This is a genomic window from Sulfurimonas sp. NW15 (assembly GCF_051132285.1).
Classification (GTDB): Bacteria; Campylobacterota; Campylobacteria; order Campylobacterales; family Sulfurimonadaceae; genus Sulfurimonas; species Sulfurimonas hydrogeniphila.
Window position 1 is genome coordinate 1,997,048 of record NZ_CP093237.1, and the last position, 26,146, is coordinate 2,023,193.

The 26,146-nt window shown below is 39.2% G+C and carries 22 protein-coding genes; 1 reads left to right on the plus strand and 21 read right to left on the minus strand.

Features of this window, described 5'->3' with window-relative positions:
• Position 1: 1 nt before the first annotated feature.
• The 21 genes from MLC52_RS10345 to MLC52_RS10445 all read right to left on the minus strand — a co-directional run bounded on the left by MLC52_RS10345 (position 2) and on the right by MLC52_RS10445 (position 24,735).
• Positions 2-2,356, minus strand: coding sequence for a tetratricopeptide repeat protein (locus MLC52_RS10345; protein WP_434580325.1), 2,355 nt, complete (start codon positions 2,354-2,356; stop codon positions 2-4).
• 32 nt (positions 2,357-2,388) lie between these two features.
• Positions 2,389-3,897, minus strand: coding sequence for an NADH-quinone oxidoreductase subunit NuoN (gene nuoN / locus MLC52_RS10350; RefSeq protein WP_434580327.1), 1,509 nt, complete (start codon positions 3,895-3,897; stop codon positions 2,389-2,391).
• Positions 3,897-5,456 (minus strand): NADH-quinone oxidoreductase subunit M, encoded by a 1,560-nt coding sequence (locus tag MLC52_RS10355; RefSeq protein ID WP_151899564.1) that lies wholly within the window; start codon positions 5,454-5,456, stop codon positions 3,897-3,899. Before MLC52_RS10355 ends, nuoN begins: the two co-directional genes overlap by 1 nt.
• A gap of 3 nt (positions 5,457-5,459) precedes the next feature.
• Positions 5,460-7,379, minus strand: coding sequence for an NADH-quinone oxidoreductase subunit L (nuoL, locus tag MLC52_RS10360; RefSeq protein ID WP_151899563.1), 1,920 nt, complete (start codon positions 7,377-7,379; stop codon positions 5,460-5,462).
• 3 nt (positions 7,380-7,382) lie between these two features.
• Positions 7,383-7,691 carry an NADH-quinone oxidoreductase subunit NuoK gene (nuoK, locus tag MLC52_RS10365; RefSeq protein ID WP_151899562.1) on the minus strand — a complete coding sequence of 103 codons (309 nt, stop codon included), beginning with the start codon at positions 7,689-7,691 and terminating at the stop codon, positions 7,383-7,385.
• Positions 7,688-8,254 carry an NADH-quinone oxidoreductase subunit J gene (locus tag MLC52_RS10370; RefSeq protein ID WP_151899561.1) on the minus strand — a complete coding sequence of 189 codons (567 nt, stop codon included), beginning with the start codon at positions 8,252-8,254 and terminating at the stop codon, positions 7,688-7,690. Before MLC52_RS10370 ends, nuoK begins: the two co-directional genes overlap by 4 nt.
• A gap of 12 nt (positions 8,255-8,266) precedes the next feature.
• Positions 8,267-8,884, minus strand: coding sequence for an NADH-quinone oxidoreductase subunit NuoI (nuoI, locus tag MLC52_RS10375; RefSeq protein ID WP_346389614.1), 618 nt, complete (start codon positions 8,882-8,884; stop codon positions 8,267-8,269).
• 11 nt (positions 8,885-8,895) lie between these two features.
• Complete coding sequence (nuoH, locus tag MLC52_RS10380; protein WP_151899559.1) at positions 8,896-9,885, minus strand: NADH-quinone oxidoreductase subunit NuoH; 990 nt, start codon at positions 9,883-9,885, stop codon at positions 8,896-8,898.
• 3 nt (positions 9,886-9,888) lie between these two features.
• Positions 9,889-12,375, minus strand: a complete 2,487-nt coding sequence (locus MLC52_RS10385; RefSeq protein ID WP_434580331.1) for an NADH-quinone oxidoreductase subunit G — start codon at positions 12,373-12,375, stop codon at positions 9,889-9,891.
• Positions 12,375-14,618, minus strand: coding sequence for an NADH-quinone oxidoreductase subunit G (locus MLC52_RS10390; protein ID WP_434580332.1), 2,244 nt, complete (start codon positions 14,616-14,618; stop codon positions 12,375-12,377). Before MLC52_RS10390 ends, MLC52_RS10385 begins: the two co-directional genes overlap by 1 nt.
• 12 nt (positions 14,619-14,630) lie before the next feature.
• Complete coding sequence (locus MLC52_RS10395; protein WP_151899556.1) at positions 14,631-16,667, minus strand: FAD-dependent oxidoreductase; 2,037 nt, start codon at positions 16,665-16,667, stop codon at positions 14,631-14,633.
• Positions 16,668-16,676: 9 nt separating this feature from the next.
• A complete protein-coding gene (locus tag MLC52_RS10400; RefSeq protein ID WP_151899555.1) occupies positions 16,677-16,901 on the minus strand; it encodes an NADH-ubiquinone oxidoreductase subunit E family protein in 225 nt (74 codons plus the stop codon).
• Positions 16,901-18,142 carry an NADH dehydrogenase (quinone) subunit D gene (gene nuoD, locus MLC52_RS10405; RefSeq protein ID WP_151899554.1) on the minus strand — a complete coding sequence of 414 codons (1,242 nt, stop codon included), beginning with the start codon at positions 18,140-18,142 and terminating at the stop codon, positions 16,901-16,903. The genes MLC52_RS10400 and nuoD overlap by 1 nt, the downstream gene beginning before the upstream one ends.
• A 13-nt stretch (positions 18,143-18,155) precedes the next feature.
• Positions 18,156-18,962: an NADH-quinone oxidoreductase subunit C gene (locus tag MLC52_RS10410; RefSeq protein WP_418640680.1), complete on the minus strand. Its 807-nt coding sequence runs from the start codon at positions 18,960-18,962 to the stop codon at positions 18,156-18,158.
• A gap of 1 nt (position 18,963) precedes the next feature.
• Positions 18,964-19,473 carry a NuoB/complex I 20 kDa subunit family protein gene (locus MLC52_RS10415; protein ID WP_346389619.1) on the minus strand — a complete coding sequence of 170 codons (510 nt, stop codon included), beginning with the start codon at positions 19,471-19,473 and terminating at the stop codon, positions 18,964-18,966.
• Positions 19,455-19,844 carry an NAD(P)H-quinone oxidoreductase subunit 3 gene (locus MLC52_RS10420; RefSeq protein WP_151899551.1) on the minus strand — a complete coding sequence of 130 codons (390 nt, stop codon included), beginning with the start codon at positions 19,842-19,844 and terminating at the stop codon, positions 19,455-19,457. Before MLC52_RS10420 ends, MLC52_RS10415 begins: the two co-directional genes overlap by 19 nt.
• A 248-nt stretch (positions 19,845-20,092) precedes the next feature.
• Positions 20,093-21,829, minus strand: coding sequence for an ATP-binding protein (locus MLC52_RS10425; RefSeq protein WP_434580334.1), 1,737 nt, complete (start codon positions 21,827-21,829; stop codon positions 20,093-20,095).
• A gap of 8 nt (positions 21,830-21,837) precedes the next feature.
• Positions 21,838-23,121: an OmpP1/FadL family transporter gene (locus tag MLC52_RS10430; protein WP_151899549.1), complete on the minus strand. Its 1,284-nt coding sequence runs from the start codon at positions 23,119-23,121 to the stop codon at positions 21,838-21,840.
• A 94-nt stretch (positions 23,122-23,215) separates the two neighbouring features.
• On the minus strand, positions 23,216-24,106 hold the full coding sequence (gene nfo / locus MLC52_RS10435; RefSeq protein WP_434580336.1) for a deoxyribonuclease IV: 891 nt from the start codon (positions 24,104-24,106) through the stop codon (positions 23,216-23,218).
• Positions 24,106-24,576 carry a hypothetical protein gene (locus tag MLC52_RS10440; protein ID WP_346389622.1) on the minus strand — a complete coding sequence of 157 codons (471 nt, stop codon included), beginning with the start codon at positions 24,574-24,576 and terminating at the stop codon, positions 24,106-24,108. The genes nfo and MLC52_RS10440 overlap by 1 nt, the downstream gene beginning before the upstream one ends.
• Complete coding sequence (locus MLC52_RS10445) at positions 24,577-24,735, minus strand: hypothetical protein (protein WP_188110025.1); 159 nt, start codon at positions 24,733-24,735, stop codon at positions 24,577-24,579.
• 101 nt (positions 24,736-24,836) lie between these two features.
• Between MLC52_RS10445 and MLC52_RS10450 the strand changes: the two genes are divergently transcribed.
• Complete coding sequence (locus MLC52_RS10450) at positions 24,837-26,105, plus strand: Y-family DNA polymerase (RefSeq protein WP_434580338.1); 1,269 nt, start codon at positions 24,837-24,839, stop codon at positions 26,103-26,105.
• Positions 26,106-26,146: the final 41 nt, after the last annotated feature.

Below are 26,146 nucleotides of genomic sequence, written 5' to 3' on the forward strand. Positions count from 1 at the left end.
TTTAAAGTTCCAATGCACTTTTTGCCAGTTTGGCCCAGGAAGATTTTGGGTCAGCGGCTATTGCTTCCTTATATGCTTTTTTCGCTGCATCATCTCTCCATAGTTTATCAAGTACACTGCCTAAAAGATATTTTTGCCGTGCACGTAATGTAGGCCTTAATCCCAGTTTATCCAATGATTTTATAACTTCCAAAGCCTTGTTGTACTCTTTTTTATCCATATATGCCTGGTACAGTGCAAATTCCACATAAGGACTCTGCGCATAGGAATTTGATTTGTTCTGTATCTGCATTACTTTTTTTGCATATTTTATTATCAAATTGTCATCATGTCGTTCGTTTCCGAGTGTTACCATTGCAACATAACGTTCTATATCTTTATAGTCGAGGCCAAAGATTTCTTCGATTTTTGCCATTGCATCAATCATCTTCTCTTTTTGCTCTAATCGTTCATATGTATCAAACAGATATCTGTAAACCTCTTTGTATTTTGAATTTTTGTCATCTTCTATCAAAGTAATTAAATCTTTGGCTGCATCCAGTACATCACTGTAATTTCCCGTAGCAAAATCAACTTTTATGTAGCGAAAGAGCCATTTTTTTCGCTTATCCAAATCTTTGGATTTTAAATTTTTACGTGCTATACTTTTTGAAAGCTGAAAATCTCCGCCTTTCATTGCACATTCATATATACCGTCATCCCATTTATCCGAAAGCGTAATGTTATATTCATTTGATATGATTAAAACCTGTTTACAGTTTTTCTTACGCAGAGACTGTTTCATCTCTCCGATAGCAGCATCCTGTATAATTTTTTGGATATCTTTATACTCTGTCCCATCCAGAGATTCCAGGGATTTTTTTAAAGAGAGCACCTCTTTGTATTTTCCCTCTTTTAAAAGTAATTTTGCTTTTTCATACAGTGCGCGTTTGCCTATAGTATCGTTTTGATACTCTTGAATAAGCTTGTCAAATTCTGCCAGTTTTGCTGTTGTATTTAAATCAGAAACTTCAAAAAAGAGTGCGTCTTTGGCAACCTGAACAGCATCCACATAGTCTCCGTCAGGAAACTTTTTCAAATATTCATTGAGAGCAGCCAGAGCCTTCTTTTTCTCTTTTGTTTGAGCAAGCCATAAAGCTTTGTTTTTAAGCAACTCTTCATATTCATCATATGTGGCATCGATCTCCTGCAGCAAAGTATCGGCTATAGCTGCAGCAACTTTATAATACCCCTGATTTGCAAATTCCTCCATCATCTTTTGTGATGCTTTAAAATCTTCCATAAAAAAGCCAGGATCTGCCTGAATAATTTTCATCGCATACTGCGAAGCCTCTTTTGGCTTGTAAGAAAGATACAAAGAGGTTAAATGGTATGCGGCATTTGCTGCCACCTCTAAATCTTTCGTCTCATACAATGCTTTTTTATAATACTTTAGCGCTTGTTTTGTACCACCTGACTCTTCAAGCATCTCTCCCTTGTATATATATCCCAGTTGTGTAAATTTACTTTTTGGATGTTCTGTAAACAATCGGTCATAAAAGTAGTCAGCATTTGAATTTTCACCGAGTTTGGCATATGCTTTTGCTACCAGGGAAAGGACCTCTGCAACATTCTCATCAGAAGAGTATTCTCTTAAAAACTCTTTTGCTGCACTTACTACATTATCCCAGTCTTTTATTTTTGCATACACTTTAATTTTATAATAGAGCAGCTCTGCTTTAAAAAGCGTATTTGGATAATCATTCAATATGTCATTTATACTTTCAAGACACATTTCATACTCTTTGTGTTTATAATACTTTTTTATTTTCAAGTACTCTTTCACATCTTCTACATTTTTGATATATACCGGGTTTCCCTGCAGGTCCAGACTTCCTACATACGGCAGTTTGTCTTTGTCAAGGTAAAAAGGAAAATCCAATGCAAGTGAAGAGGCTTCCTCCTGCTTAAACAAAGGAAATGTTTTTTTGTACCCTAGAACACTCCAATGGTCTGAATATGTTACATTTGCATTAAAAACTTCATTGTCTTTTGTGAGATCAAATATTTCCGGAATCAATTTTATTTTGTAAAAAGGCTTGATTGTAACAATAAATTTTTCATCTTTAAAAACTGTATTTACTTTAAAAAAATCATTTTGAATATGCTTAAGTTTTCGCACTGGTCTTTTTAAAAAAATACATCGAATTTCCAAAACTGTATCAAGATCGTTTTTAATTTCTTTACATGTAAAGCGTTCAGTGTTTCGAATATCAAGTGTAGAGTATTTTATGAAGTTGTCCTTTGCACTCTCTATGGAAATTTCAAGTGCAAAAGAATTTGTAAGAACAAAGGCCAGGAGTATCCATTTTAGCAAATTTTCTCCCCCTTGTTTAAGATTTTAGACTATTAATATCCACTGTTATATACAAAAGCTGTAATAAACTCTAGAAGCGGGTTTATAGCAACAAAAGCAAATATAGTTCCTACTGCTGCTATACCGATAATAGTTTTGAGCGCCAATGTCGCATTGGCAACATATATCTGTCCGCTCGCACCGACAACCGGTTCTTTCATAAACATATATACAATAAGTTTTAAATAGTAATACCCTGCTATTGCTGAGTTTAGTGCCATAATAAGTGCAAGGATTGTATAACCGCTTGTTACCGCAGAGCTGATCAGATAGATTTTACCCCAAAACAGTGCAAACGGAGGGATTCCTGCCAAGCTCAGCATAAACAGTCCCATAATCATTGCCGGTACCGGTGCGGTTTTAATCATCCCCGCAAATTTGTCATACGAGTGGTCTGACATTTGATGTTCCGGTAAGCTTTTTTGACGGGAGATCCATAGCATTGAGAACGACCCGAGGTTTGTGAATGTAAACAGAACCCAGTATAAAAAGAGTGCGCTGTTTGCCTGTGTCGTTCCTATTAAAATAGCAGCCATCACAAAACCTGCATGCGAAATTGAACTGTATGCCAGCATACGTTTTACATCTGTTTGCACCAGTGCCCACATATTTGCCACTGTCATCGTAATAATGACAAAGGCATATAAAACAATATCAAGCCATATAATGCCACTGTGGACTAAAAATTCAAAGAATCTCATAGCCACGACAAAAGCAGCTATTTTTGGTACGATTGACATATAACCGGCCATTGGTGCAGAAGATCCCTCATACACATCCGGAGCCCATGTATGAAATGGAATAAGTGATAATTTAAAAGCAAAGGCTGCCAGCAAAAACGAAACACCTACAAGGACATATCCAATGTCAGCATACCCGTTTGCAGCAAGAACCAAGGCAATTTTATTAATTTCTACCGAACCCGTCAATGCATAAAAGACCATGGCACCGAAACTGAAGAAACCTGCGGCCAAGGCACCCATTGTAAAGTATTTCACAGCAGCTTCAAAAGATTTGTCACGGTTATGCATAGCTATGAGCGTGTACAATGCCAAAGATGCTGTTTCCAAACCGACAAATATCAAGATCAGATTATCTGTAGCAACCATAAACTGGAAACCTGCAATCATAAACAAAAAGAGTGCAAAAAACTCAGGATAGGAAAACTCATGAAAGCGTTTGTTTGTCAAAGCCAACGGAATAAAGAGCATTGATGCTATAACGATAATAAACTGAGCCAACAAAGCCAGACCGTCTATCAGCATTACATCAAACATACCAAGTACTGTACCGTTTTGGGTAAAAATCTCTGAGGCATCAAGCAAAGAGAAAAAGTCCATTGCCAAAAAGAGCAGGCTCAGTACGACGTAGAGTGATTTGTGAAGCCCACCCTTGATAACATCAATCACTAAGATTAACAATGCACCTACTACCGGTATCAGCATAGGCGCCAGAGTCATTACATTTAACGACTCCATTGAAATATTTATCGGCGCTAACATTAGTGAACCTCCTCTATAATAGTTTTTTCTATAATTACAACTTTAGGTTTCACTAAATTTGGAATTCTTTCTTTACCTAATTCTGTTGTAGCTTTATTGTGCATTAACTGTACAATTGATTTCACACTGTTGTTAATCGGTTCCAACACAGGTTTGGGATATATACCCAGCCATATGGTAATTACTCCAAGTGGCAGGAGGGCAACCCATTCTCTTTTATTGACATCTTTAAGATTTTTATTCTCTTCTTTTGTTACCTCACCAAAAAACATTTTTTTGTATGCTGCCAACATATAGATGGCACCGACAATAATCGCTGTTCCGGCTAAAAGTGTCAAAATGTGAGACTGTTGGTAAAATCCGAGAAGCGACAAGAACTCACCTACAAAGTTGATTGTAAGAGGCATTCCGACAGAAGCCATTAACATCAGACCAAATATTGTTGCATATCTTGGCATCACCTGTGCCAAGCCGCCAAATTCACTCATCATCTTCGTATGGCGTCTGTCATAAATAACACCTACGAGCAGGAACAGAGCTCCCGAAACAACACCATGTGCTATCATCAAAAAGATTGAACCCGAGATACCTTCCACATTCAGTGCGAATGTTCCCAGAATAATAACACCCATATGCGAGATCGATGAATATGCAACAACCTGCTTGATGTCTTTTTGCGCATAGGCAACCATAGCAGTATACACAATCATAATAATTGCGATGATTGCGATTGGAACCATAAAAAATGCCGAAGCATCCGGAAACATTGGTAAAGAGAAACGAATGAACGCGTATGTTCCCATCTTTAACAGAATTGCTGCAAGGATAACAGAACCGATAGTCGGTGCCTGTCCGTGCGCATACGGTAACCATGTGTGAAACGGAAACATCGGTACTTTAATAGCAAAACCGATAAAAAATGCTGCAAAAAGCCAAAGCTGGAAAGACTCTGGTAAAATCAGTCTGTACCAGTCTAAAATAGCGAAACTCCAGACACCTGTTGCCTGATAGTAAAAATATGCCATAAAAAGCATACCGACAAGCATCACAAGCGAACCTGTAAAAGTATACAGGAAAAATTTAACAGAGGCATATATTCGCAACGGTCCGCCCCATGCACCGATGATATAAAGCATAGGTACAAGCGAAAGTTCCCAAAAAATGTAAAAGACTATTGCATCAAGTGCCACAAAAACACCGACCATTGTCATTTGTAAAAACAACAATGTAATAATCATATATTTTACATTAGGCGTATCTGTTAAACTGGCTATTCCTATCATAGTAAAAAAAGCTGCAAGAATAACAATAAACAAAGATATACCATCCACTCCAAGTATATAATTGATTCCAAAAGAAGGAACAAGCGGCAGACTCTCCATAAACTGCATTCCGGACACATTGCCATCAAATACATACCACAGCCACAGTGAAAGTGCAAACTCTATAGCAGCGACAGAGATACCGTATGCACGCATACTCTCTTTTTGTATCATAAAACCAAATACGGCTGCGAGTGCCGGAAAGAAAATTAATAACGATAAAATATGATCTAACATATACTAAACTCCTAGAGCTGATAAGAATAGTACAATCTCATCAGAATATCTTGCTGCAAGCCCAAACACCACAGCGAGTGAGAGCAGACCAACTAAACCTGCTACCATCCATTTAAGCATAGTAGATAAGTTACCACTTTGCATTTTCCTAGTTTTCTTACCGGTACCATACACAATACCTGCAATCCCGTCAACAGTAGCATCCACAATTTTCATATCTACTTTTGTCCAGAAAAGTTCAGAAGCCTCTCTGTACGGTTTTACAAGGTACTCTTCGTAAAAATACGGAATATAGTACTGATTAAACAGCAGTTTATAGATAAATGAATTTTCTATCGGACTTGTGCCATCCGGAACACTGCTCCATGAAGCATATTTTTTATATGCATACAAAATAGCAAGTGCTACAAAAAGCTGCGTACCGACCAACATAATCCATAGTGTTGTATGGGAATGGATATGATACTCATGCGCACGTAAAATTTCTTCGATCATGCCAAAGAACGGTTCTTGAAAAATTCCGGCTATCATAGCAAGAATAAGCAACGGACTCATTGCAATCAGCATAAATCTATAGGCTTCATGCGGATGAATACCAAATATCTTGTAACGTTCTTCACCGTGAAAGATCAGTGCCACAAGTCTAAATGAATAAAATGCTGTCAGACCTGCCGTAAAGAGCAGTACACCGTAAATCACAAAGTGATGCTCAGCAAATGCCGCTTCAAGAATCGTATCTTTGGAAAAGAATCCTGCAAAAGGAAAGATTCCCGCCAAAGCCAATGAGGCAATTGTCATCATAATCCATGTCCACTTCATTACTTTTTTCAGTCCACCCATCTTAAACGGATCAAGTTCATCATGCATCGCATGCATTACATTTCCCGCACCAAGGAACAACAGTGCTTTAAAGAACGCATGTGCCATTAAGTGAAAAAGTGCAACCCAGTAAGCACCAAGACCTGCTGCGGCAAACATATACCCTAACTGAGAAAGTGTAGAGTAGGCAATGATTCTTTTCATGTCACGATTCACAAGGGCCATAGAAGCTGCAAACAATGCCACAAATGCACCAAGTGAAGCAATAAACAATCCGACATGAGGAATCAAACTGTAAAGCTCATTCGAACGCACTACAAGATAAACACCCGCTGTAACCATTGTTGCCGCATGAATAAGAGCCGATACAGGAGTAGGCCCTTCCATCGCATCTGCAAGCCATGTATGCAGAGGAAACTGTGCTGATTTACCCATTGCACCGATAAATAAAAATATACCTATCCATGTCAATGTGGCAGTATCCAGCAATGGCATAACGGCAAATGCTTCATCATACTGCAGTGTACCTGTATTCCAATAGACTAAAAAGATACCGATAAGCATACCAAGGTCGGCGATACGGTTCATGATAAACGCTTCATTGGCTGCCCATGTGGCAATTTGTTTATGATACCAAAAACCGATAAGACCCCATGAACACAGACCAACACCTTCCCAGCCTATAAAAAGTCCTGCGAAGTTGTCACTCATGACAAGAACCATCATTGAAAACACAAATGCTGACAGCCATGCGAAGAAACGGTTAAAACCTTTGTCGTGATCCATATAACCGATAGAGTAAATATGTACGATAGTCGAAACCAAGGTAACAACCATCATCATAGTTACCGAAATCTGATCAACAACAAAACCAAAAGGAATGTAAAGATCTCCGGTTGCCATCCATGTCATCATCTCTACATGTACAGGCTCTCCGCCTTTGAGTATATAAATCAACAGGACTGTACTTGCTGCAAATGATGTCAATATCATAAGACTGGCAACAATACCCGTAAACAGTTTCTTTGGTGTCGCTGTAAACAACGCTGAAAACAAAGAACTTACAAGCGGAGCAAAGAGTGCTATGTATAAATATTTTTCCATTCTTTATCCTTTCATCGCTGTTAACGCATCTAAGTCAATTGAACTGTGGCGTTTATACCATACTATCAGAAGTCCAAGACCGACTGCAACTTCTGAAGCTGCAATAGCAATTACGAAAAATGCAAACATCTGACCAGTCAAATCGCCATAATAATGCGAAATTGCTGCAAAAGCAACATTAACTGCATTTAAGAGTATTTCGGTTGCAAAAAACAGTAAAAGAAGGTTTTTTCTACGCATAACACCTACTAAACCAATAGCAAATAAAATAGTAGATAAAACAAGATAATGATTTAAACCTATTTCCATCATGAAAGTACCTTTGTGTTATTTTGTTCTTCAATTTCAGCATCATTCATCAGTGTAATTGAAAGATCCATTTTCTTCCCTGCAAGGACGATACCTGCTACCATTGCAACAAGCAGCATAATTGCAGCCACTTCAAACGGTACTAGATATTTTGTAAATAAAATCAGTCCTACTTCTTGAGTATTGCCTACTCCTTCAATTGCCGGATAAAGAGCAACAATATTTTCAGATACCATCGGCGCTGCAAAAATAACAACTACCAGAACTGCTGCCAGTGTTGAGAGTCCGACGATAATGTATTTGTTTCCCTGTTTCTCTTTAACTTCTCTTGTCGTGTCAAAAAACATCATACCAAAAGCATATAAAGCCATTACTGCACCAGTGTAAACAATTATTTGCACTGCACCTAAAAAATCAGCACCCAGAATAAAGAAAAATGCTGATATGAAAATCATTCCCGCTGCCAATGCACTTAATGCATATAACGCCTGTGATGTTGTTACTGTGATGAAAAACATCGTTATCGTCAGAAATGCAAACAAGTAAAATGCTACCGCTTCAAACATAATCCAAACTCCTTAATATGCTAGAGGTGTTTTTTTAACACGCTCATCTTCATGTGGTGTAATCGCACCAAAACCTTCAAACTCCATTTGAGTTCCGGCTTTCATTTTGTCAAGTGGCGTCAACATATACGCATAGTCAACAAAATGCTCACGCTGTTCTGATGCCTGTTCATACTCTCCGCCATGAGTAATAGCAAGTTCAGGACAAACTTCCGCACAGTAACCGCAAAAAATACAACGCCCTAAATTAATTGTATATTCGGTTACTTCTTTTCGTGAATTCTCATCTATCTTTGTATCCATACGAATACAGTCAGATATACAGATTTTTTCACAAAGTCCACATCCGATACAACGTTCAGTATCACTTTCCCAAAGTCTTTTCATTTCATGCACGGCACGATAACGAGGACCTATAGGCAGTTTCTCCTGCGGATACTGTACCGTATGAATATCAAACTTGATCATTTCACGAAGCACTACCCATAAACCTACAAAAAGTTCGGCTCTGAAAGTTCTTTTTACGACACGTTTAAATTTACCCCAACCATCAGTAGGATAATCTTCAATATCAACTAAAAAGTAACCGTTGTCAGCTACATTTCTATCATTAAATTGTTCCATTTTCATTCATTATCCCCTTAAAACATCATCACAAAGCCGGTGATTACAACATTAATCACGGCCAATGGCATTAGTACTTTCCAACACAACCACATCAACTGATCCGGTCTTACATCCGGCCAGGCAGCTCTTGTCCACAAAAAGAAGAAAAAGAAAAATGCCACTTTTCCTATCAGCCCCAATGCGCCAAGCATACTTCCGTCACCGTATCCGCCTAAAAAGATAAGAGGAATCACAAAGGAGATAAAGAACATATTTGCATACTCGCCAATGAAGAAAAGACCCCATCTCATTCCAGAGTACTCTGTTCCAAAACCGTCAATAATTTCATGGTCATTTGCTATCAGGTGAAACGGCGTACGTCCGGTTTCAGCAAAAGCCGCGATCCAAAATAAAACAAAGGCTACAGGCTGAGACCATATAATCCAGTCACTGATACCGCCTGCCTGATAATTGTTAAAATCAATCAGAGACAAAGAACCCACCATCATAATCGGCGCCAGAATAGCTAAACCGCTGACAACTTCATAAGAGATGAAAACAGCTGCCGTACGCGCTGCTGAAAGCAGGGAAAATTTATTTGCCGAAGCCATACCGCCAAGCAAAGGTCCGTAAAGTCCGACTGCCATTACACCCAGAATATACAAAATACCGATATTCAAATCAGCTACAATAGGATGTACTGTATAACCGAACACTGTGAATTGTGGAAAAAACGGAATCGCTGCTGCTGCCATAAATGCAGTTGCCGCAGTAATTACAGGTGCAATTTTAAATACCGGACCCACTACGTTTGTAGGAATAATATCTTCTTTTGTAAAAAGTTTTATACCGTCTGCTGCCACCTGCAACAACCCGTATGGTCCGACATACATCGGCCCTAAACGACGTTGCATAAATGCAAGTATCTTCCGCTCAAAATATGTACCGATACCTGCCAATGCAGAAAATATAAGTAGAATTACAACGACTTTTATGATCGTTTCAATTAAATATGCTGTATCCATATATTACCCCTTTTGGATTGAAGCTGTACTAAAACGGTAGCCGTCAAAGAGTGCTTCTGAGTTTAATTTTTTATCAAATGTAGGTAAAACCACTATATCACCTGCAATTTTATTGTCACACACAACTTTTGCAGTCAGTTCACCTTTTTTAGTTTTCACTGTGACTGTATCACCCTCATTGTAATCAGTTTTGGATAAATACTCTTCACTCATGTAAATACCGCTTACTTCGTCAAGATTTGTTGTCTTGTAGGTAAATTCCGTAAACTGTCTTACAGGATTTGCTAAATAGATTATACACCCTTCTAACTTATCTTCACTGAATTTTTCTACACTTTCATCTTCACTGGCCTCTACTGCTACATTTTCTAACACATAACCTCTTACTTCTGTACCGTCATTTTCATAATGATTTGGCAGGTTATCGAATTCTTCTGCTTTAAATCCTCTCGCAACAGGAAGTTCTACAGTGTAATCTATAATATTTTCTGCTTCAAAATCAAGCGCTTTTGCAATATCGTTTAATTCATATCCCTCATATCCGATAGCCGCATTTGTAGGGTTGACACGTTTGTTTACAGATGTCAATGTTCCTTCCTGCTGATTGATCGCCGGCATATCCAAATCACCGTCGCCAAGCCCGGAGAGTACAAAATCGCCATCAGTATTGTACGCAACCGTATAAGAGCCTTTCTCATCATCAAGGTCACAGATCAGCGCTACACCCAATGAGTTTGTAAGTGTTGGAATCATGGTAACTTCAAAAGCTGAGTATTTTTCCAGCAAAGCAACCAGACGAGCCAGGTTTTTTGCATTTGGATGCATATATAAATCTGGTCCAACCATAAGCGCAAAAGTCTCTTTTTTCTTCAGGTTCTTTTCAAGTGTTTGCATAAAACTATCATCAAGACCAAGTATTTCCAAGAGTCTGTTATCATCAATCTCTATTTCTTTTGCAATCTTTGTAGAAACCATTTTGGTTTTTTCTACTTCAATTTCTTCTTCTTCCCCTGTTTCTTCATTGACTTTTGTCTCTTTGACAAGTTCCACAACTTTTTCTTTCACAACTTCTTCAACTGTAACGGTTTTTTGTGAATGAAAAGAAGCAAGGTAGTCCACAATATCAGAAGGCAGTTTTGATTTGTCTGCAAAAAGATCAAGCAGAAGATATAATGCTGCTTCTTCTTGAAGAGGAGCATGGGCAACTGTCATGATAGACTTCCCTATACCCTCGATAATCGGATCTTTTACAGGATGAAAATAAATTCCTGCGCCTTTTTTTACTGTCAACGAATTATTTAATGCATAGCGTGCATTTGGATTGTCAGTTTTGAGTGCCGAACCGACAGAGACTATAAAGTTTGTACTATGCACTTTTTCCAGATCGCCTTTATAGAGTTTATGTCCACTGATTTGTGCATAATTGTTTAAAAAATCCTGAAATGCTTTTGCTTCCGGATTGACAAGTCTGTATCCGAATTTTTCTTTCATTTTTTGAAGCAGGTAGGCTTCTTCATTGGTAATTGTAGATGTAAAAGCTATTGTATCTGCCTTTTTAAAGGCCTCTACTGCATTTGCAAATGCAGTCTCGTCTTTTGTAACACCGGCATTTTGATAATCAAATCCGTAACGGCCTGCACCACAAAGTGAAACATAGTTCCATTCGTTCATAACACGGTATATTTTATCTTCAGGATTGTCAATACTTGTATGTTTCAGATCATAAGTTATCTGACATCCCGCAGAACAGTGTCCACAGGTTGCAGGAACCTGTTTTAACTCCCATGCATTGGACTTATACATAAACTGGGTATCAACAAGTGCTCCGACCGGACAGACTGCTGCACATTCGCCGCATGAGGTACAGTCAAGAACATCAGTTCCGTTTGTCAAACCAATGACAGACTTGTTGAGTTTGTTCCACATTGCATATGCGTCTTTTGGCATACTCTCTTTATAATCTGCATTGATAGGATCAGAACCGCGCGGAATTGTTTTAAGTGAATTGTCACCTATCATATCCTTACAGGCAGTAACACAACGTTCACACACGATACAAAGGCCCGGATCATAGTGTAAATGTCCCCAGTCATGAGAACTTCTGTCTACATCTTTAATGGAATAATGTTGTGAATCAACACCCATCTCAAGTGTATAATTTTGCAGTTCACACTCACCTGACTGGTCACATACACCACACTGAAGCGGATGGTTCACATCGTATACTTCCATGATGATTCTGCGCTCTTTTTCTATAGACTCAGTCGATGTTACTACCTGCATTCCCTCTTTTGCTTTTGCATTACAGGCATATACCTGTTTTCCATTTGCTTCAACAAGACATATACGACAGGCTAGAGTCGGGCTGCATCTTGTTAAATAACATATTGCAGGAATAAATATGTCATTTGCACGGGCAGCATTTAACAAATACTCACCCTCTTTTGTCTGAACATCTTTTCCGTCAATGTTTATGGTAATTTCACTCATTATATTACTCTCGCTATTTTGGATTTTTCAAATCTATATCTGCTAAAATCCTGACCTAAATCGAAGGTAGGATTGAGTGCTATAGTTCCTTTTAGTTCTTCATCTTGTTTAAAAACTCTTTGTATTGTTCTTGATGCAAAGCTTATTTCAACTACATCACCATCTGCAATCTTTGCAGCTGCCGCAAACTGAGCCGAGCCTCTTAATGTTGTGTCTTTTTCCAACTGATGTGTTTTATTTGTAAACGCATTAAACTGCAAAACAGGGTTACAATTATAAATTACACTTCCGTTAAACTCAGGCAACTCTTCAATCGGTGCTATTTCTGAATCTGCTTCACAGACAACTTCATCTAAAATATAGCCCCTTTTGTCTTCACCGTAAGGTGTTAAAAAATTCTCCAAATCATCAAAAGCAATTGCTTTAAAACCTTTTGATGTGTCGAGCTCTTTTGTATAGTCAATAGTATTTTCTTTTTTCAGACCAAGAGCATTTGCTATATCATTCAAAGTATATCCTTCAAAAGGAAGTGCCACATTCAACGGAAGTACCTGATTGTCAACATTGACAACTGTTCCTTCCACTTGATTAAGTGCCGGCATCGCTAAATCTGAATCTTTTAAAGATGACATTATAAAGTCACCTTCTGCATTATAAGCAACAATGTTGCCTATATTTTCATCAGTGTCGAGTTTACATGTAAGGGCAACCCCTGCAGTATTTACTTCTGCAGGAATAATCAGTAATGAAAATTCAGTATATTTTTCAATCAAAGCTGCAAGTTTCGCAATATTTTTTGCACGCTTATGTGCAAATACATCACTTCCGATGATAAGTACATGCTTTTGTGCCCGCTTGAATGACTTCGTCATTAATTTAAGTTCATCATCGCCCACATTGCTTTCAGCTTCAAGGTAGCCCAAATCCAAATCATCTAAAAATGATCTGGTTTGTTCGTCCACATCACTGTTTTGAAGAAGCTCATTTGCCAAAAGTGCCATGACACCCTCTTCTGTACCCACTTCATATTTCATAAACTGTGTAGCGGTATTTTTCATAAGCGCATCTTCAAGCGGATGCGCATATACTATTTTTGCACCATTATGCTGGGATGCTGTTCGCACAGCATAGCGTACCATCGGATTATCCGTCGCCAAACGTGTGCCGATAATAATAATCGCGTCGGCCTGTTTGACGGCATCCATCGAAGCACTGTGATGCAGTTTACCGCTTACTGAAGAATAAGATTTCATAAATTCAGCATACAGTCTTGCGTCCTCATTAAAAAGTTTTATCCCAAGTTTCTCTTTTAAAAGCTGTAAAATATGTGCCTCTTCATTTGTAATAATTGAAGAAAAGCGTATAGCATTTGCATTTTGAATGGCTTCAACTGCCTTTTTAAATGCTTCTTCGTCTTTAGAGGCGCGATTTTCAAAATCAAATCCGAAACGCCCTGCTCCACATAATGAATTGAATTCATAATTGTTTTTCACTCTGTAAATAGAATCTTCACCGTTGATACCGACGTGGCGTGTTTCATATTCCAAAGCACAACCGGCAGAACAGTGGGCACATGTTGAAGGAATACGGGAGAGTTCCCATGCATTTGCAGAGTACTGGAAATCACTGCTTACCAAAGCACCGACCGGACAGACTGCAATACATTCACCACAAAAAGTACAATCCAGTGTATCCGCATTTTTTGGGATAATCACAGAAGAGTATCCGCCGAATTTTACTTCAATAGCATCATCGCCTATAACTTCATTACATACATGTACACATTTTTCGCACATAATACATAATGCTGGGTCATAATTAATCAGTCCCCAGTGTTCCACTTTTCTGAGTTGGTCTTTTGCAGAAAATTCCTGTTGTGCTACGCCAAACTCCAAAGTCATATTTTGCAGATCACATTCTCCGGATTTGTCACAAACACCACACTCCAATGGATGATTTACATCATAGAGTTTCATGATATTTGTACGTTCAAGCTCAAGCTCGGCAGAGTTTGTTCTGACTTCAATACCCTCTGTCGGAGGTGTGTTACAGGAGAGAACAAGCCCATCTACACCTTCTACCTCGACAGAACAGATACGGCATGATGCACAGGGTGTCGTTTTTGAAATATAACACATAGTAGGAATATAGATATCATTTTTTCTCGCAGCCTGAAGAATTGTCTCCCCTTTTACTGCTGTAACATCTTTGCCGTCAATTTTAAAATTTATAATTTTACTCATTTACGACTCCCCTTATGCCTGTACCATTGCTATATAATAACAACGCATACATCTCTCAGCTTCACTTAAAGCCTGTTCCTGTGTGAAACCAAGATTTACTTCCGCATTATTATGCTTTCTCACTTCAACATCCAAAACAGAAGAGTGCTCACGAGGAAGACCCGGCAACCAGCCGGTAACTTTCTCTTTTTTATCATAAACTTTCAGTTTTACAAGATGATCTTCCATAATCTCATCATCAGTCAAGCTTACTTCACCGGTCTGTACATATCGGGCCATAACAGAAGCCGCACGTTTGGCTTGACCGACCGCATTGACAATCGTCATAGGACCGTATTCACAGTCACCTGCGGCAAAAATACCTTTGCGTGATGTCATATAGTCTTTGCCGTTTGTCTTAATAGTCGCCCATGAAGTCATCTCAATGTCCCACTCTTCAGGCAGTAAATCCAAATCAGCCGACTGAGAAACAGCAGGAATCAGATAGTCTGCTTCAATGGTATAGGATTCACCCTCTATTTTTACAAGCTGTGCACGTCCGCCGTTTGGATCAGGAACAAGCTCAAACTTGTCAATCAGAAGTTCTCGTAAAATGTCATTTTCATCTGTCGTAATTTTGTTTACAGCGGAGTGAAACAGAAACTCGACACCCTCTTCAACCGCTTCATGGTACTCTTCATAGGTTGTATTGCGTATAATGGTTTTTTCATCACGACGGTATATCATATAGACTTTTTTGGCATTGGCCCGAATTGCACAACGTACAACATCCATTGAAGTAAATCCGCCGCCCACGCAGACCACGGTTTTGCCTGTCAGGTCCACATAGTCTGTAGTAAGCAGATTCTCTTCCTGCACCTCTTTAGGAATGGTGATGCCGTATTTTTCATACAGATTCACACGGTCAAGAAAATCAATAGCGCCCCAGTAACCCTTAATCTCTGGTCTTTCATTTTCACAACGGACTTTTTTGGAGATCCTTGTCCCTACAGCCACCATCGTTGCATCATACTCTTTTTCAAATCTGCGCATATCGTCGGCACCGATTCTCGAATTTGTGATAAAGTTCACACCCATATCGCGGACACATTCTATATCCTGATTGTATTTGTCAACCGGCATACGGTACTCAGGAACACCCACAGCCACTTCACCGCCTAAAACAGGGAGATCCTCATATACATCGACTTTTATGCCTTCTGCAGCAAGATAATACGCAGTCGTCAGTCCCGCTGGACCTGCACCGATAACAGCAACTTTTTTGTCAATCGGCGGCTTCTTCTCCATCGGATGAAAAAATTCATATTCATGGTCTGTTTCCCAGTCTGCACCAAGGCGTTTGAGTGCCATAATTGAAATAGGCTCATCAAGATTGGTTCTTCGACAGGCATCTTCACACGGATGCGGACAGACACGTCCACAGGTATGTGCAAGCGGCATTGTCTGGCGTGTTGCTTCCAGGGAATCGTCAAAACGCAAGTCTCTGACACCTTCAATATATCCGGGTATATCAACATGCGCAGGACAGGCATCCGTACACGGTGCTGTTATTTTTGCTATATAGCCGATTTTTTCATCATAATGTTTTGATTTTTTCTTTTCATTGATACACTCCAGAAATGTATCTTCGAAATGCGTCATTAAGTCCAAAATAGGATTTGGAACTGTTTTCCCAATCTCACACTTGGATGTTATCTGCATACTTTTACCAATCTCTTTTAAGTGGTCCAAATCAGCCAATTCACCTTCACCACGAGCAATTTTATCAAGCTGGTCATATAAAATACGGCCACCCCATCTTCCAGGAGCACATCTTCCGCATGCTTCTGAATAGACTTGATACTGTGCAGCATATTCCATCGCTAAACGAATAACATCCACATCCTCATGAAACAACGAAACACCGTCCCAGCCGATAAAAGCTTTTGAATCACGGTGATCATCATATTGTGCCGGTAAGTTATAAGCTGACTCTTCCCACTCTTCTTGTGGTTTGCCGATATTGTTAACAAGCTCACCATTCCAAGTAGAAAAATATACTTTGCTCACATTCAATCCCTATTTTTTCACTACGATAGTCCAGTCGACTTCGTTAAATTTTAATGAGTTATACAGTTCATACCCACACTCTTTTACCAAATCAGCACTTCTTTGGATCGGAGAAAAATCTCCTATTTCAAAAAGAAATATCAACGTCTCCGTCGGTTTGTGTTTTTCTTCTAAAATCTCTTTCATACGAGGTTCAAAATTATCTTTTAAATGTCTTAAATCATATCGTTTCATTATCTGTCAACCTCCCCGAAAACTATGTTCGTTGTACCGATTATTGATACAACATCCGGAATATAGTGACCCGGTAAAAGGTCGGTTAAGATTCCTGTATGCCAGAATGAAGGCGCACGCAGTTTCAGTCTGTACGGATACGGACCGCCTTGGGAATTGATGTAGAATCCAAGCTCACCTTTTGGTGATTCTGTAGGAACATACACTTCACCGACCGGCGGTCTCATTCCCTGTGTTACAAGAACGAAATGCTGCATTAATGAGTAGTTTTGTGTCATTATGTCGATTTTCGGTGCCGAAATATACTTCGGTGCATGTGCCATCAAGTCAGTCTGACCGTCTTTTTCACATTTTTCATACATTTCTATACATTGGTACAGAATCTTCGCACTTTGACGCATCTCTTCCATATAAATACGGTAGCGGGCAAAGTTGTCACCTTTGTCTGAAAAAGGAACATCAAACTCCACTTCATCATAAAGTTCATACGGCTCTTCTTTACGAATATCCCATGCAACACCTGAAGCTCTGAGCATTGGACCTGTACAGCCCCATGAAAGTGCCATCTCTGTAGAAATCACGCCCACCTCTTCCATTCTCATCAGCCAAATACGGTTAGAGTCCAAAAGGTCTTCATAATCTTTGATATTCTGCGGCAGTTTATTTAAAAATACTCTGAGCTGGTGTAAAAATCCATCCTGCAGATCGAGAGGGACTCCACCTATACGAATTGCTGCATGTGTCAAACGTGCACCACAATAGCCTTCGATAATATCCATCAGGTATTCTCTTTCACGGAATGCAAAAAGAAAAACCGTCATAGCGCCGATGTCAAGTGCCGTCGTCGCCAGCCAGAAAAGGTGAGACATCAGACGGTTGATTTCTAAAAGCAGCATACGGATAACTTTTGCACGGCGAGGGACTTCAAGCCCGATAAGTTTTTCAACAGCCAGAGCAAATCCGTAGTTGTTTGAAGATGATGCGATATAGTCCATGCGGTCTGTCGTCGGCATAAACTCGTTATAAATCATGTTTTCAGCCATTTTTTCCATACCGCGGTGCAAGTATCCGATATCAGGATGTGCTTTTACAATCTGTTCTTGTTGCAGATGCAGCATTAAACGTAATTGCCCGTGAGCAGACGGATGCTGTGGACCAAAGTTTAATATTAGTTCATTGTCATCTCTGTCAAATGTTATATTTTCAAAAAACGGTGTTAATCTGTTTTTTACCTGTGCCATATTTTATACCACCTTATCTTTGCGGATCATCAATAACTACTGATGACTCTTTATCAAGTTTTTTGATGAGGAAAACGCCGCCTTCTTCCTGATACGAATGCGTAACTGCCGGCTCGTCACCGGTAATTTTTGTACCCTTTGGAACTTCATGTCCAAGACGTGCAAAACGCTCAGAATCGTATCTGTCCACTCTTGCAGTATCGCGAAGTTCAGGACCTATGATGTCACGTGCTTCTTTTCCGTAAATTTTATCTACTTCATACCATGCTGCGAATTCATCCCCTTCAAGAGGATATGTTTTCAAAAGAGGGTAGCCTTCCCAGTCATACGGCATTAAAATTCTTTTCATAAACGGATGGTTGTTCGCTTCAATGCCAAACATATCAAACATTTCACGTTCACTCCAGTCAGCACTTCTGAAAAGCTTTTCAACACTGTCAACAGCCTCTCCGTTTTTAATGAAATATTTCACACGGATACGTTTGCGCTTTGTCATGGAAAGCATCTGATAAAAAATTTCGAATGTATCATCTTTTGCCAGCCAGTCAATAGCAGACATTTCTGAAAGCTGTGTATATTCCAACTCATCACGCATCAATTCAAGCACACCGTAAATATCATGCGCATTGATGTATACGACCATTTGTTCCACTTGAATATAGGCCTCTTTCACTTCAAATTTTGCTTGAATCGCCTCTAAATCTGCAGCAAAAACCGCATCTTCTTCTACCGCTGTTTTCGGTACCTGCGGCGCTACATAAAATCTGTCTGTATAGTATGCCTTTGCCTGTACATTGTCTTTAGGTTTATACGCTCTCATATTACAGTAACCTTTTAGCTTTTTGTGCATTGCCTGCTTTGTTTGCACGAATTTTCTTTTGTAACAACATTACACCGTACTGCAGTGTTTCCGGACGCGGTGCGCAACCGGGAAGATACAGATCAACCGGAATAATTCTGTCACATCCCTGCACTGTCGCATAGGTATTGAACATTCCACCTGTATTTGCACATGAACCCATTGATATTACCCATCTCGGTTCGGTCATCTGGTCATACAGACGTTTGATGAACTCTGCATGCTTTTTGGTAAGTGTACCGGCAACTATCATAACATCCGCCTGACGGGGACTCGCACGGAAAATTGTTCCGTAACGGTCAAAGTCAAATCGTGAAGCACCTGATGCCATCATTTCAATACCGCAACATGCAAGACCGTATGTTAGTGCCCATAGAGAATTAGAACGTCCCCAGTTTACAATTTTATCCACGCTTGTCAGTGCTATCGGTAAACCACCGTCCTGTGTATAATTTACTTTATGTTGTGCCATTCCAGCGCTCCTTTTTTCCATGCATATACAAAACCTATTGCCAATAACAATATAAACATTATCATTTCAGCAAAACCGAACCAACCAAGCACTTTAAAATCTACTGCCCAAGGGAACATAAATACTATTTCCACATCAAAAAGCAAAAAAAGCAATGCAAACAGATAAAACTGCGGTGATACCCTGTTTGGCTGCTTAGTAATTTCAGGTCCACATTCATACACTGAAAGTTTGATTTTTTCACTGTCTTTACGTGCCAATGCACGACTCGCCAATCGGGCGACGACAGTCGTTGTAATAAACGCACCAAATGTTATAACAAAAAGTACAAATACCCCAAAATACGGATTTGAAGTCACTATATGCTCCATATAACCTACCTTTTATTTTAAAAGTTATATTTATTAAAAATATAACTGATTTTTATATTTGTTTTCTAACGATGAAAAACGGTTTTTGTTACAAACCTATTTTCATTTGTTACTAGAAAAAACAGTTACTGCACTATAGCAAAATGAATATTAAAAAAAAGTTTTGTGGAAGACAACTCATACCAAATGTCACTTATCGCAACACTGATACGAGTAAATATTTTGTTAGTTTAAAAGAAGCTTTAAAATTATTTGTTTAAAAATCCCATAGATTTCTCACTGTCAAAGTTCGCATCTTTTTCACGCTTGATTTCATCAATAAAGTCATCAAGCGTAAAGAGCGGATTCTCCCGCACAGCGACTTTATAGGCTGTGTTTTTGATTATGAGACTAATCTGTCCACCGGTAAGAGAATATTCTGCAAGCGCTGCAACATTGAAGTTGTCCTCATAAGGTGCTTCTTTTGGTAACATTTTCTTCCAAAGCTGTACCCGTTGTTCTTTGTCCGGTTTTTTAAACTCGATTTTGTAATTAAATCGTCTTGAGAAGGCTTTATCGATGTTTTCGAGCAGGTTGGTTGTTGCTATGAGCATTCCTCTGAAATTTTCAATCTGTTCCAAAAAGATATTTTGCATCTGGTTGTGCATCTGATCCGAGCCTGTGATATTACCGCTGCTTCTAGCACCTAAAAACTGGTCTGCTTCATTGAGTAACAGTATAGGTTCTGTTTTTGTTTTTTCGCTCAATTCATAAAAAGTATCAAAGATTTTACGGACATTTTTTTCACTCTCTCCTACATACATAGAAAGAATCTTAGAACAGTCAAAGGCCAAAACCTGGCGTTTGAGTGATTTTGCCAGAGAGTATGCCGTCATTGTTTTTCCTGTCCCTGCAGGTCCGTAAAAGATTATTCTGGCATCTATACCACTTTTTTTATCTTTTATACCCCATTTTACAAGGCGGCTCACAACTTCTTTATCTACCTGTTTCATCAGGTTTTCAAGCGTCTCTTTTGTTTTGGAATTAAGCACGACATCATCCAAAGAAGTCTCAGGTTCTACCAGTTCAAAAATATCCTGTTCTTCTACCAAAGCATTCAGTTTTAAGCGTGTTACTTTTTTTGTTTTTTGCGGATGAATAATTTTTTGTAAGACATCGTCTACTATATAGAAAGAACGGCTGATTCCGCCAAAAGGATTGAGCATCTCTTCATAATCTATAATCCCATTGCTTAAAAGGTTTGAGCCCTCTTCTAACAATGAACGGTTTTTAATACGTTCATACTCATCAAGCGAAATCAAATCTATCAACGTATTCATCTCCCGCAAAGAAGAATCAGTCGATCCGTACTCTTCACGAAGCAGTGCAATAAAAATTACCTGCTCATAGTTGCTCATTTTCTTCTGTTTGAAAAATTTGTCCAACACAAGATTTTCAGAGCTCTGTTTTACCCGCTCTTCAATGCGCTTTTCAAGCAGTTCGAGTTTGTTTTGCAGTCTGTCAATACCGAGAGAATGTTCATGTACATTTTGACGAATCACACTCATTTTCTGATAGAGTTCAATCCGGAAAAACTGATCCTGCAGGTACTCAAGATGGTCAGAGTAGGGCTTTACTTCAGGCAAATCCAAATCCAGTGTGCCGTCCTGTAAGAGTTTTAAAAAAGCAGGTGTGAGCCCTACTGCAGTGTTTAAAAGTTCAAGCGGTGTTACATCCGCTATTTTTACAGGAGTAAAGCTTTGCTGATGCAGCCAACCGAGTTCAAGCAGACTTTTCAGTTCTCTTAAATGTACCAAATGTTCATAGTTTTCACTTTTGTACAAATCCTGCAGCAAATCTAGGACAAGTACATCATCCTGTCCTTTCATATACCTGTGCGCAATATACTGCAGTATCTTTGCTTCATTGATACTGCATTTTAGATGGATAAATATCTCCGATTTTTCAATCTCTTTTTCGTTTAAAAAGTTAACTAGTGTTTTCAATTATTTCCTTAAAATTTATACCCTAAACCGGCTGAAACAAGCAGCGCTCTAGAGTTGCTGAATGTACCGTCCAGTCCGTTTATATTCGTCGTTCCAGAAATTGTTCTGTCTTTTTTTATGGAGTACAATGCTGACAAGCCTATATCCATACTATCATTTATTTGATAACGTCCGCCAAATGAAAAAGAGTATGCATTGCTTCCCGGTGATTCAAAATTGAGTGTAGACTCCGGCGTTGGAGTTTCATCATAAATCGCACCTGCCCGTAAAGTTACCTTGTCCAACTCCTGCGTAATACCCAAACGAAATGTGTTTGTATCTTTCCAGTTTTTAGGTTTGGGATTATCAAAGGCAGCAATCAAAACCGGGTTTGTAAGTGATCCGTCATACTCAAAATCAAGAGATTTATAGGCAGACCAGTATGCTTTTTCATAAACAACTTCTACTGTTGTTTTTGTCTTCTCAAATGTATAAGCTCCGGCAAGCATCAATGTTGCAGGGAGAGGAATACTCACACTTGCCTCACCGTTATATGAACCTGCAGGAATGGCTCCTCCCAATGCAGCCGTTGATGAGAGTCTCGCGCTTCCTTCTACCGTCAAATTTACATTCGAACGGTATGTGGCAGCCAGTTCCAGTGCTTTTGTCGGGTGGTATGCCAGGGCGAGATTATACCCGAAATCCAAAGAGCTTCCTTCAAGATCACGGCTGATATAGGATGTTGCCAAAGGAGATGCATTGACAATTGCGCTTTCACTGCTTTTTACAACCCCGCTTGTATGCACCGCTCTAAAACCAAATGCCAATGCCAGGGTGTTTGTAATTTTATACGCAACACTTGGGCTCACTTCTACAATCTTTAATGTAAACTCCTGAGAAACAAGTTTGGCAGAACCCTCTTCCCATTGTCTGCTCAGTCCGGCAGGCACAGTGATACTCAAACCGACACGCACACCGTTTTGACCAAGTTTTGGAGAGACATAATGGAGTGAAGGAAGAATAAAAGTCTGTTTTTCCGAATTGAGTTCTTCTGCGCCTGTAAGTGTTTTTGCGTAAGTTCCCTTAAAGTTTGTAGAGCTTAACCCTACATACATCAAATCCACTTCTGCATGTTGTGCATCATCCATAAAAACCATATTTGCCGGATTGTCATATGCAGCATCGGCATTTTTTGTATGGGCAATATTTGCTCCCCCAAGAGCAACTGAGTTTGTAGAAGTTTCCGGAATTTTATATCCGCCCGCCATTATTATCGAACTTGCCATCAATGACATAAACACTGTTTTTTTCATATTTTTTCTCTTTTTGATATTTTCTGCGGACAATACTATCTTATTTTTCCTCAAATATCTATAAAAGACACAAAGCCCGCACTTTAGTGCCGGCTTAGAGCTGGAACGAGTATAAAAGTGCTATCTCCTCAGCCCATATCGTTTCATCTATCGTTTCCAGGATAAGCGGTATATCATCCATGCGTTCATCGTTCATGATGAATCTAAACGCATCCAGTCCGATTTCACCCTTGCCCAGTGAGTGATGTCTGTCCACTCTGCTCCCCAAAGGCGGTTTTGAATCATTCAGATGCATCCCGCTCAGATACTCAAAGCCGACAATCTCACCAAATGCATTCCATGTTCTCTCATAGGCTTCACGCGTGCGTATATCATAACCCGCAGTAAACATATGACAGGTATCTATACAGACACCGATTCTTGATTTGTCTTCTACCTTGTCTATGATATATGCCAGATGTTCAAACTTATACCCAAGGTTACTGCCCTGCCCTGCCGTATTTTCTATGACTGCTTTGACATTTTGTGTTTTATCAAGTGCCAGATTGATGGACTCGGCTATCACATCCAGACATTTGTTTTCGATTTCCTCTAAAAGGGCCTTGTCTTCTTTTTGTTTTTTGGTAAGTTTCGCCAAATGGCTGCCGGGGTGAAAGTTCAGTTTGTCTAGTCCCAAAGCATCACAGCGCTCCAGTTCATCTATAAAAGCCACGCGTGATTTTTCAAGTTTATCAGCTTCGGGATGCCCCAGATTTATCAAATAACTGTCATGCGGCAGTACATGTTTTGGTAAAATTCCGCTCTCTTGCAAAGCAGTTTTAAACTTTTGTATCGTCTCATTGTCAAGAGGTTTTGCAACCCACTGTCTTTGGTTTTTCGTAAAAAGGGCAAAGGCTTTTGCACCTATGGCTTTGGCATTAAGCGGTGCATTGTACACACCGCCGCTTGCACTTACATGTGCGCCTACATATTTATGGCCTGTCATCAGTTTGGTTCCTTAATTTTAATGAGTATATGGTTTTTTTTGTCTTTAAAATAAATTTCTCGGGAGTTTACCCTATATTTTATATCTACATCTGAAGTTTTTATATTTTGTATAAATCCGTTATCTTTTTTTAAGCTGTTTTTACCGTCATATATTTCTTTCCCCAATATTACGTTTTGCAGCAAAGAAGGAGGATAAACACCAGACAAATACTCTTGATTAAAACTGCTTTTGCTCATACATCCCTCATTCACACAGATCAGATGATTTATATGAATGCGCTGAAGCACATGCCCCGCAACAAAAAGTTCCAGTTCTATCGCATCTTTGCTGTGCCGTATATAGCCTATGTCAGAAAACTTTAGTCTTGGAGATTTTATAATGACTATTTTTGCCTTTGTATGTTCATAGTTTTTTATACTGCATCCCCCAAAGAGAAGAAGTATAAAAACCGCTAAAAAATATCTCATCTATTTTTCTAAAAACTTACCGCATTTTTTTGTTGCAGTGCCGCCGAATTCTCTGATTTCTCGTGCTGTACCGTTTTTTGCTATCACCTGTCTTTTACACTCGTCTTTTGCTATACACTCTTTATTTTCACATCCTATATCTTCGGGTACCTGTGCCATATCCGCTTTCCTTATTAAAATAATTTGATGAAATTATAATATATTTTTGTCAATTTGCAATACTTTTAAAAGATTTCTTTTTTCTCTGCTAATATTAAATTATGAAAATCCATATTGACATCGACTGCTTTTTTGTCAGTGCAGCTCGTATACTTGAGCCTTCTTTGGAACACAAACCTGTTGCCATCGGCGGAAGAAGCGATACAAAAATATTTACCAAAGACGCAAAGAACCAGAGAGTCAATTTTGAAAATTCCGGTTCGTTTGTACCGACTTTTTATAAAGCCTATGAAAACGGGGATGATCTCAAAAGTTTTCAGGACGAAGACGGACGTATCCGCGGTATTCTCACAACTTCAAGTTATGAAGCCCGTGCCTATGGCATCAAAACCGCCATGAGTATTCGACAGGCTCTGCAACTCTGTCCGCATCTCATCATCAAAGCACCAAATATGTCTTTGTACCAGGAGCTTTCTCACAGACTCCATGACTTTCTAACACGCAAAATTCCGCTTGTCGAGCAGGCATCTATTGACGAATTTTACGGAGATGTAAGCGGATGGATAGATGATGAAGAGATACCACAGTTTATAGACAGCTTGCGCCATGAAATCAAAAAAGAGCTCCAGCTTCCTGTCTCCATCGGTGCCGCATCCACACGCTACATCGCAAAACTTGCAACAGGCTATGCCAAACCTTTTGGATGCAAAACGATTACAAAATACGAATTTGACGGATTTGTCAACCCCATCAAAGTAGAAGATTTCGCAGGCATAGGCAAAAGTATGAAAAACAAACTGCACAGTGCACAAATCAAAACACTCGGGGAACTGCGAAAAAGACGGGGAACTCTGGAGTCATGGGGACCGTATGCAAAAGAGCTCTATAAACGTGTCAACGGAGAAAGTGATGCGCAGATTAAAACGACCCATCAAAGAAAATCCATCGGAATATCCAGAACTTTTGATCCGCTCTATGACAGAGCAGAACTGCTCAGACGGGTGCACATTCTTGCCAGACATCTCAGCTTTGCCATTATAAAACTTCAGGTAATTCCCACTGTTTTTCATTTGGGTATTGCCTATGAAATGCATCAAAAATCTCATAAAAACATCTCTCAGGCAGAAATATTTACCGAAAAAAAGTTTGATGCCTTATGCATTTCTCTTTTTCATGCGGCTGACATTCACAAGCGTCTTTGTGTCATTCGTTTGAGTATCAACTGTTCAAGCTTTACGAGAGATTCAAAAAAAGAGCTCTCACTTTTAGGCTTTGAAGAAGAAAGAAAAATGTATATGCTTACATGTAAGACACAAAAACTGCGTGAAAAGTACGGTATGGATGCCCTCAGATTTGCAAGTGAACTCTAAAATCAACATCATAATCTAAACTTATATTTAAAAAAACAAAA

Coding starts and splice junctions, on each gene's coding strand:
- nfo (WP_434580336.1), bottom strand. CDS start 24,106: ATGACAGGCCATAAATATGTAGGCGCACATGTAAGTGCAAGCGGCGGT.
- nuoL (WP_151899563.1), bottom strand. CDS start 7,379: ATGGAAAAATATTTATACATAGCACTCTTTGCTCCGCTTGTAAGTTCT.
- MLC52_RS10430 (WP_151899549.1), bottom strand. CDS start 23,121: ATGAAAAAAACAGTGTTTATGTCATTGATGGCAAGTTCGATAATAATG.
- MLC52_RS10400 (WP_151899555.1), bottom strand. CDS start 16,901: ATGAAACGATATGATTTAAGACATTTAAAAGATAATTTTGAACCTCGT.
- MLC52_RS10410 (WP_418640680.1), bottom strand. CDS start 18,962: ATGAGAGCGTATAAACCTAAAGACAATGTACAGGCAAAGGCATACTAT.
- MLC52_RS10385 (WP_434580331.1), bottom strand. CDS start 12,375: ATGAGTGAAATTACCATAAACATTGACGGAAAAGATGTTCAGACAAAA.
- MLC52_RS10445 (WP_188110025.1), bottom strand. CDS start 24,735: ATGGCACAGGTACCCGAAGATATAGGATGTGAAAATAAAGAGTGTATA.
- MLC52_RS10355 (WP_151899564.1), bottom strand. CDS start 5,456: ATGTTAGATCATATTTTATCGTTATTAATTTTCTTTCCGGCACTCGCA.
- nuoD (WP_151899554.1), bottom strand. CDS start 18,142: ATGGCACAGGTAAAAAACAGATTAACACCGTTTTTTGAAAATATAACA.
- nuoK (WP_151899562.1), bottom strand. CDS start 7,691: ATGATGGAAATAGGTTTAAATCATTATCTTGTTTTATCTACTATTTTA.
- MLC52_RS10420 (WP_151899551.1), bottom strand. CDS start 19,844: ATGGAGCATATAGTGACTTCAAATCCGTATTTTGGGGTATTTGTACTT.
- nuoN (WP_434580327.1), bottom strand. CDS start 3,897: ATGTTAGCGCCGATAAATATTTCAATGGAGTCGTTAAATGTAATGACT.
- MLC52_RS10390 (WP_434580332.1), bottom strand. CDS start 14,618: ATGAGTAAAATTATAAATTTTAAAATTGACGGCAAAGATGTTACAGCA.
- nuoH (WP_151899559.1), bottom strand. CDS start 9,885: ATGGATACAGCATATTTAATTGAAACGATCATAAAAGTCGTTGTAATT.
- MLC52_RS10440 (WP_346389622.1), bottom strand. CDS start 24,576: ATGAGATATTTTTTAGCGGTTTTTATACTTCTTCTCTTTGGGGGATGC.
- nuoI (WP_346389614.1), bottom strand. CDS start 8,884: ATGAAAATGGAACAATTTAATGATAGAAATGTAGCTGACAACGGTTAC.
- MLC52_RS10415 (WP_346389619.1), bottom strand. CDS start 19,473: ATGGCACAACATAAAGTAAATTATACACAGGACGGTGGTTTACCGATA.
- MLC52_RS10370 (WP_151899561.1), bottom strand. CDS start 8,254: ATGTTTGAAGCGGTAGCATTTTACTTGTTTGCATTTCTGACGATAACG.
- MLC52_RS10450 (WP_434580338.1), top strand. CDS start 24,837: ATGAAAATCCATATTGACATCGACTGCTTTTTTGTCAGTGCAGCTCGT.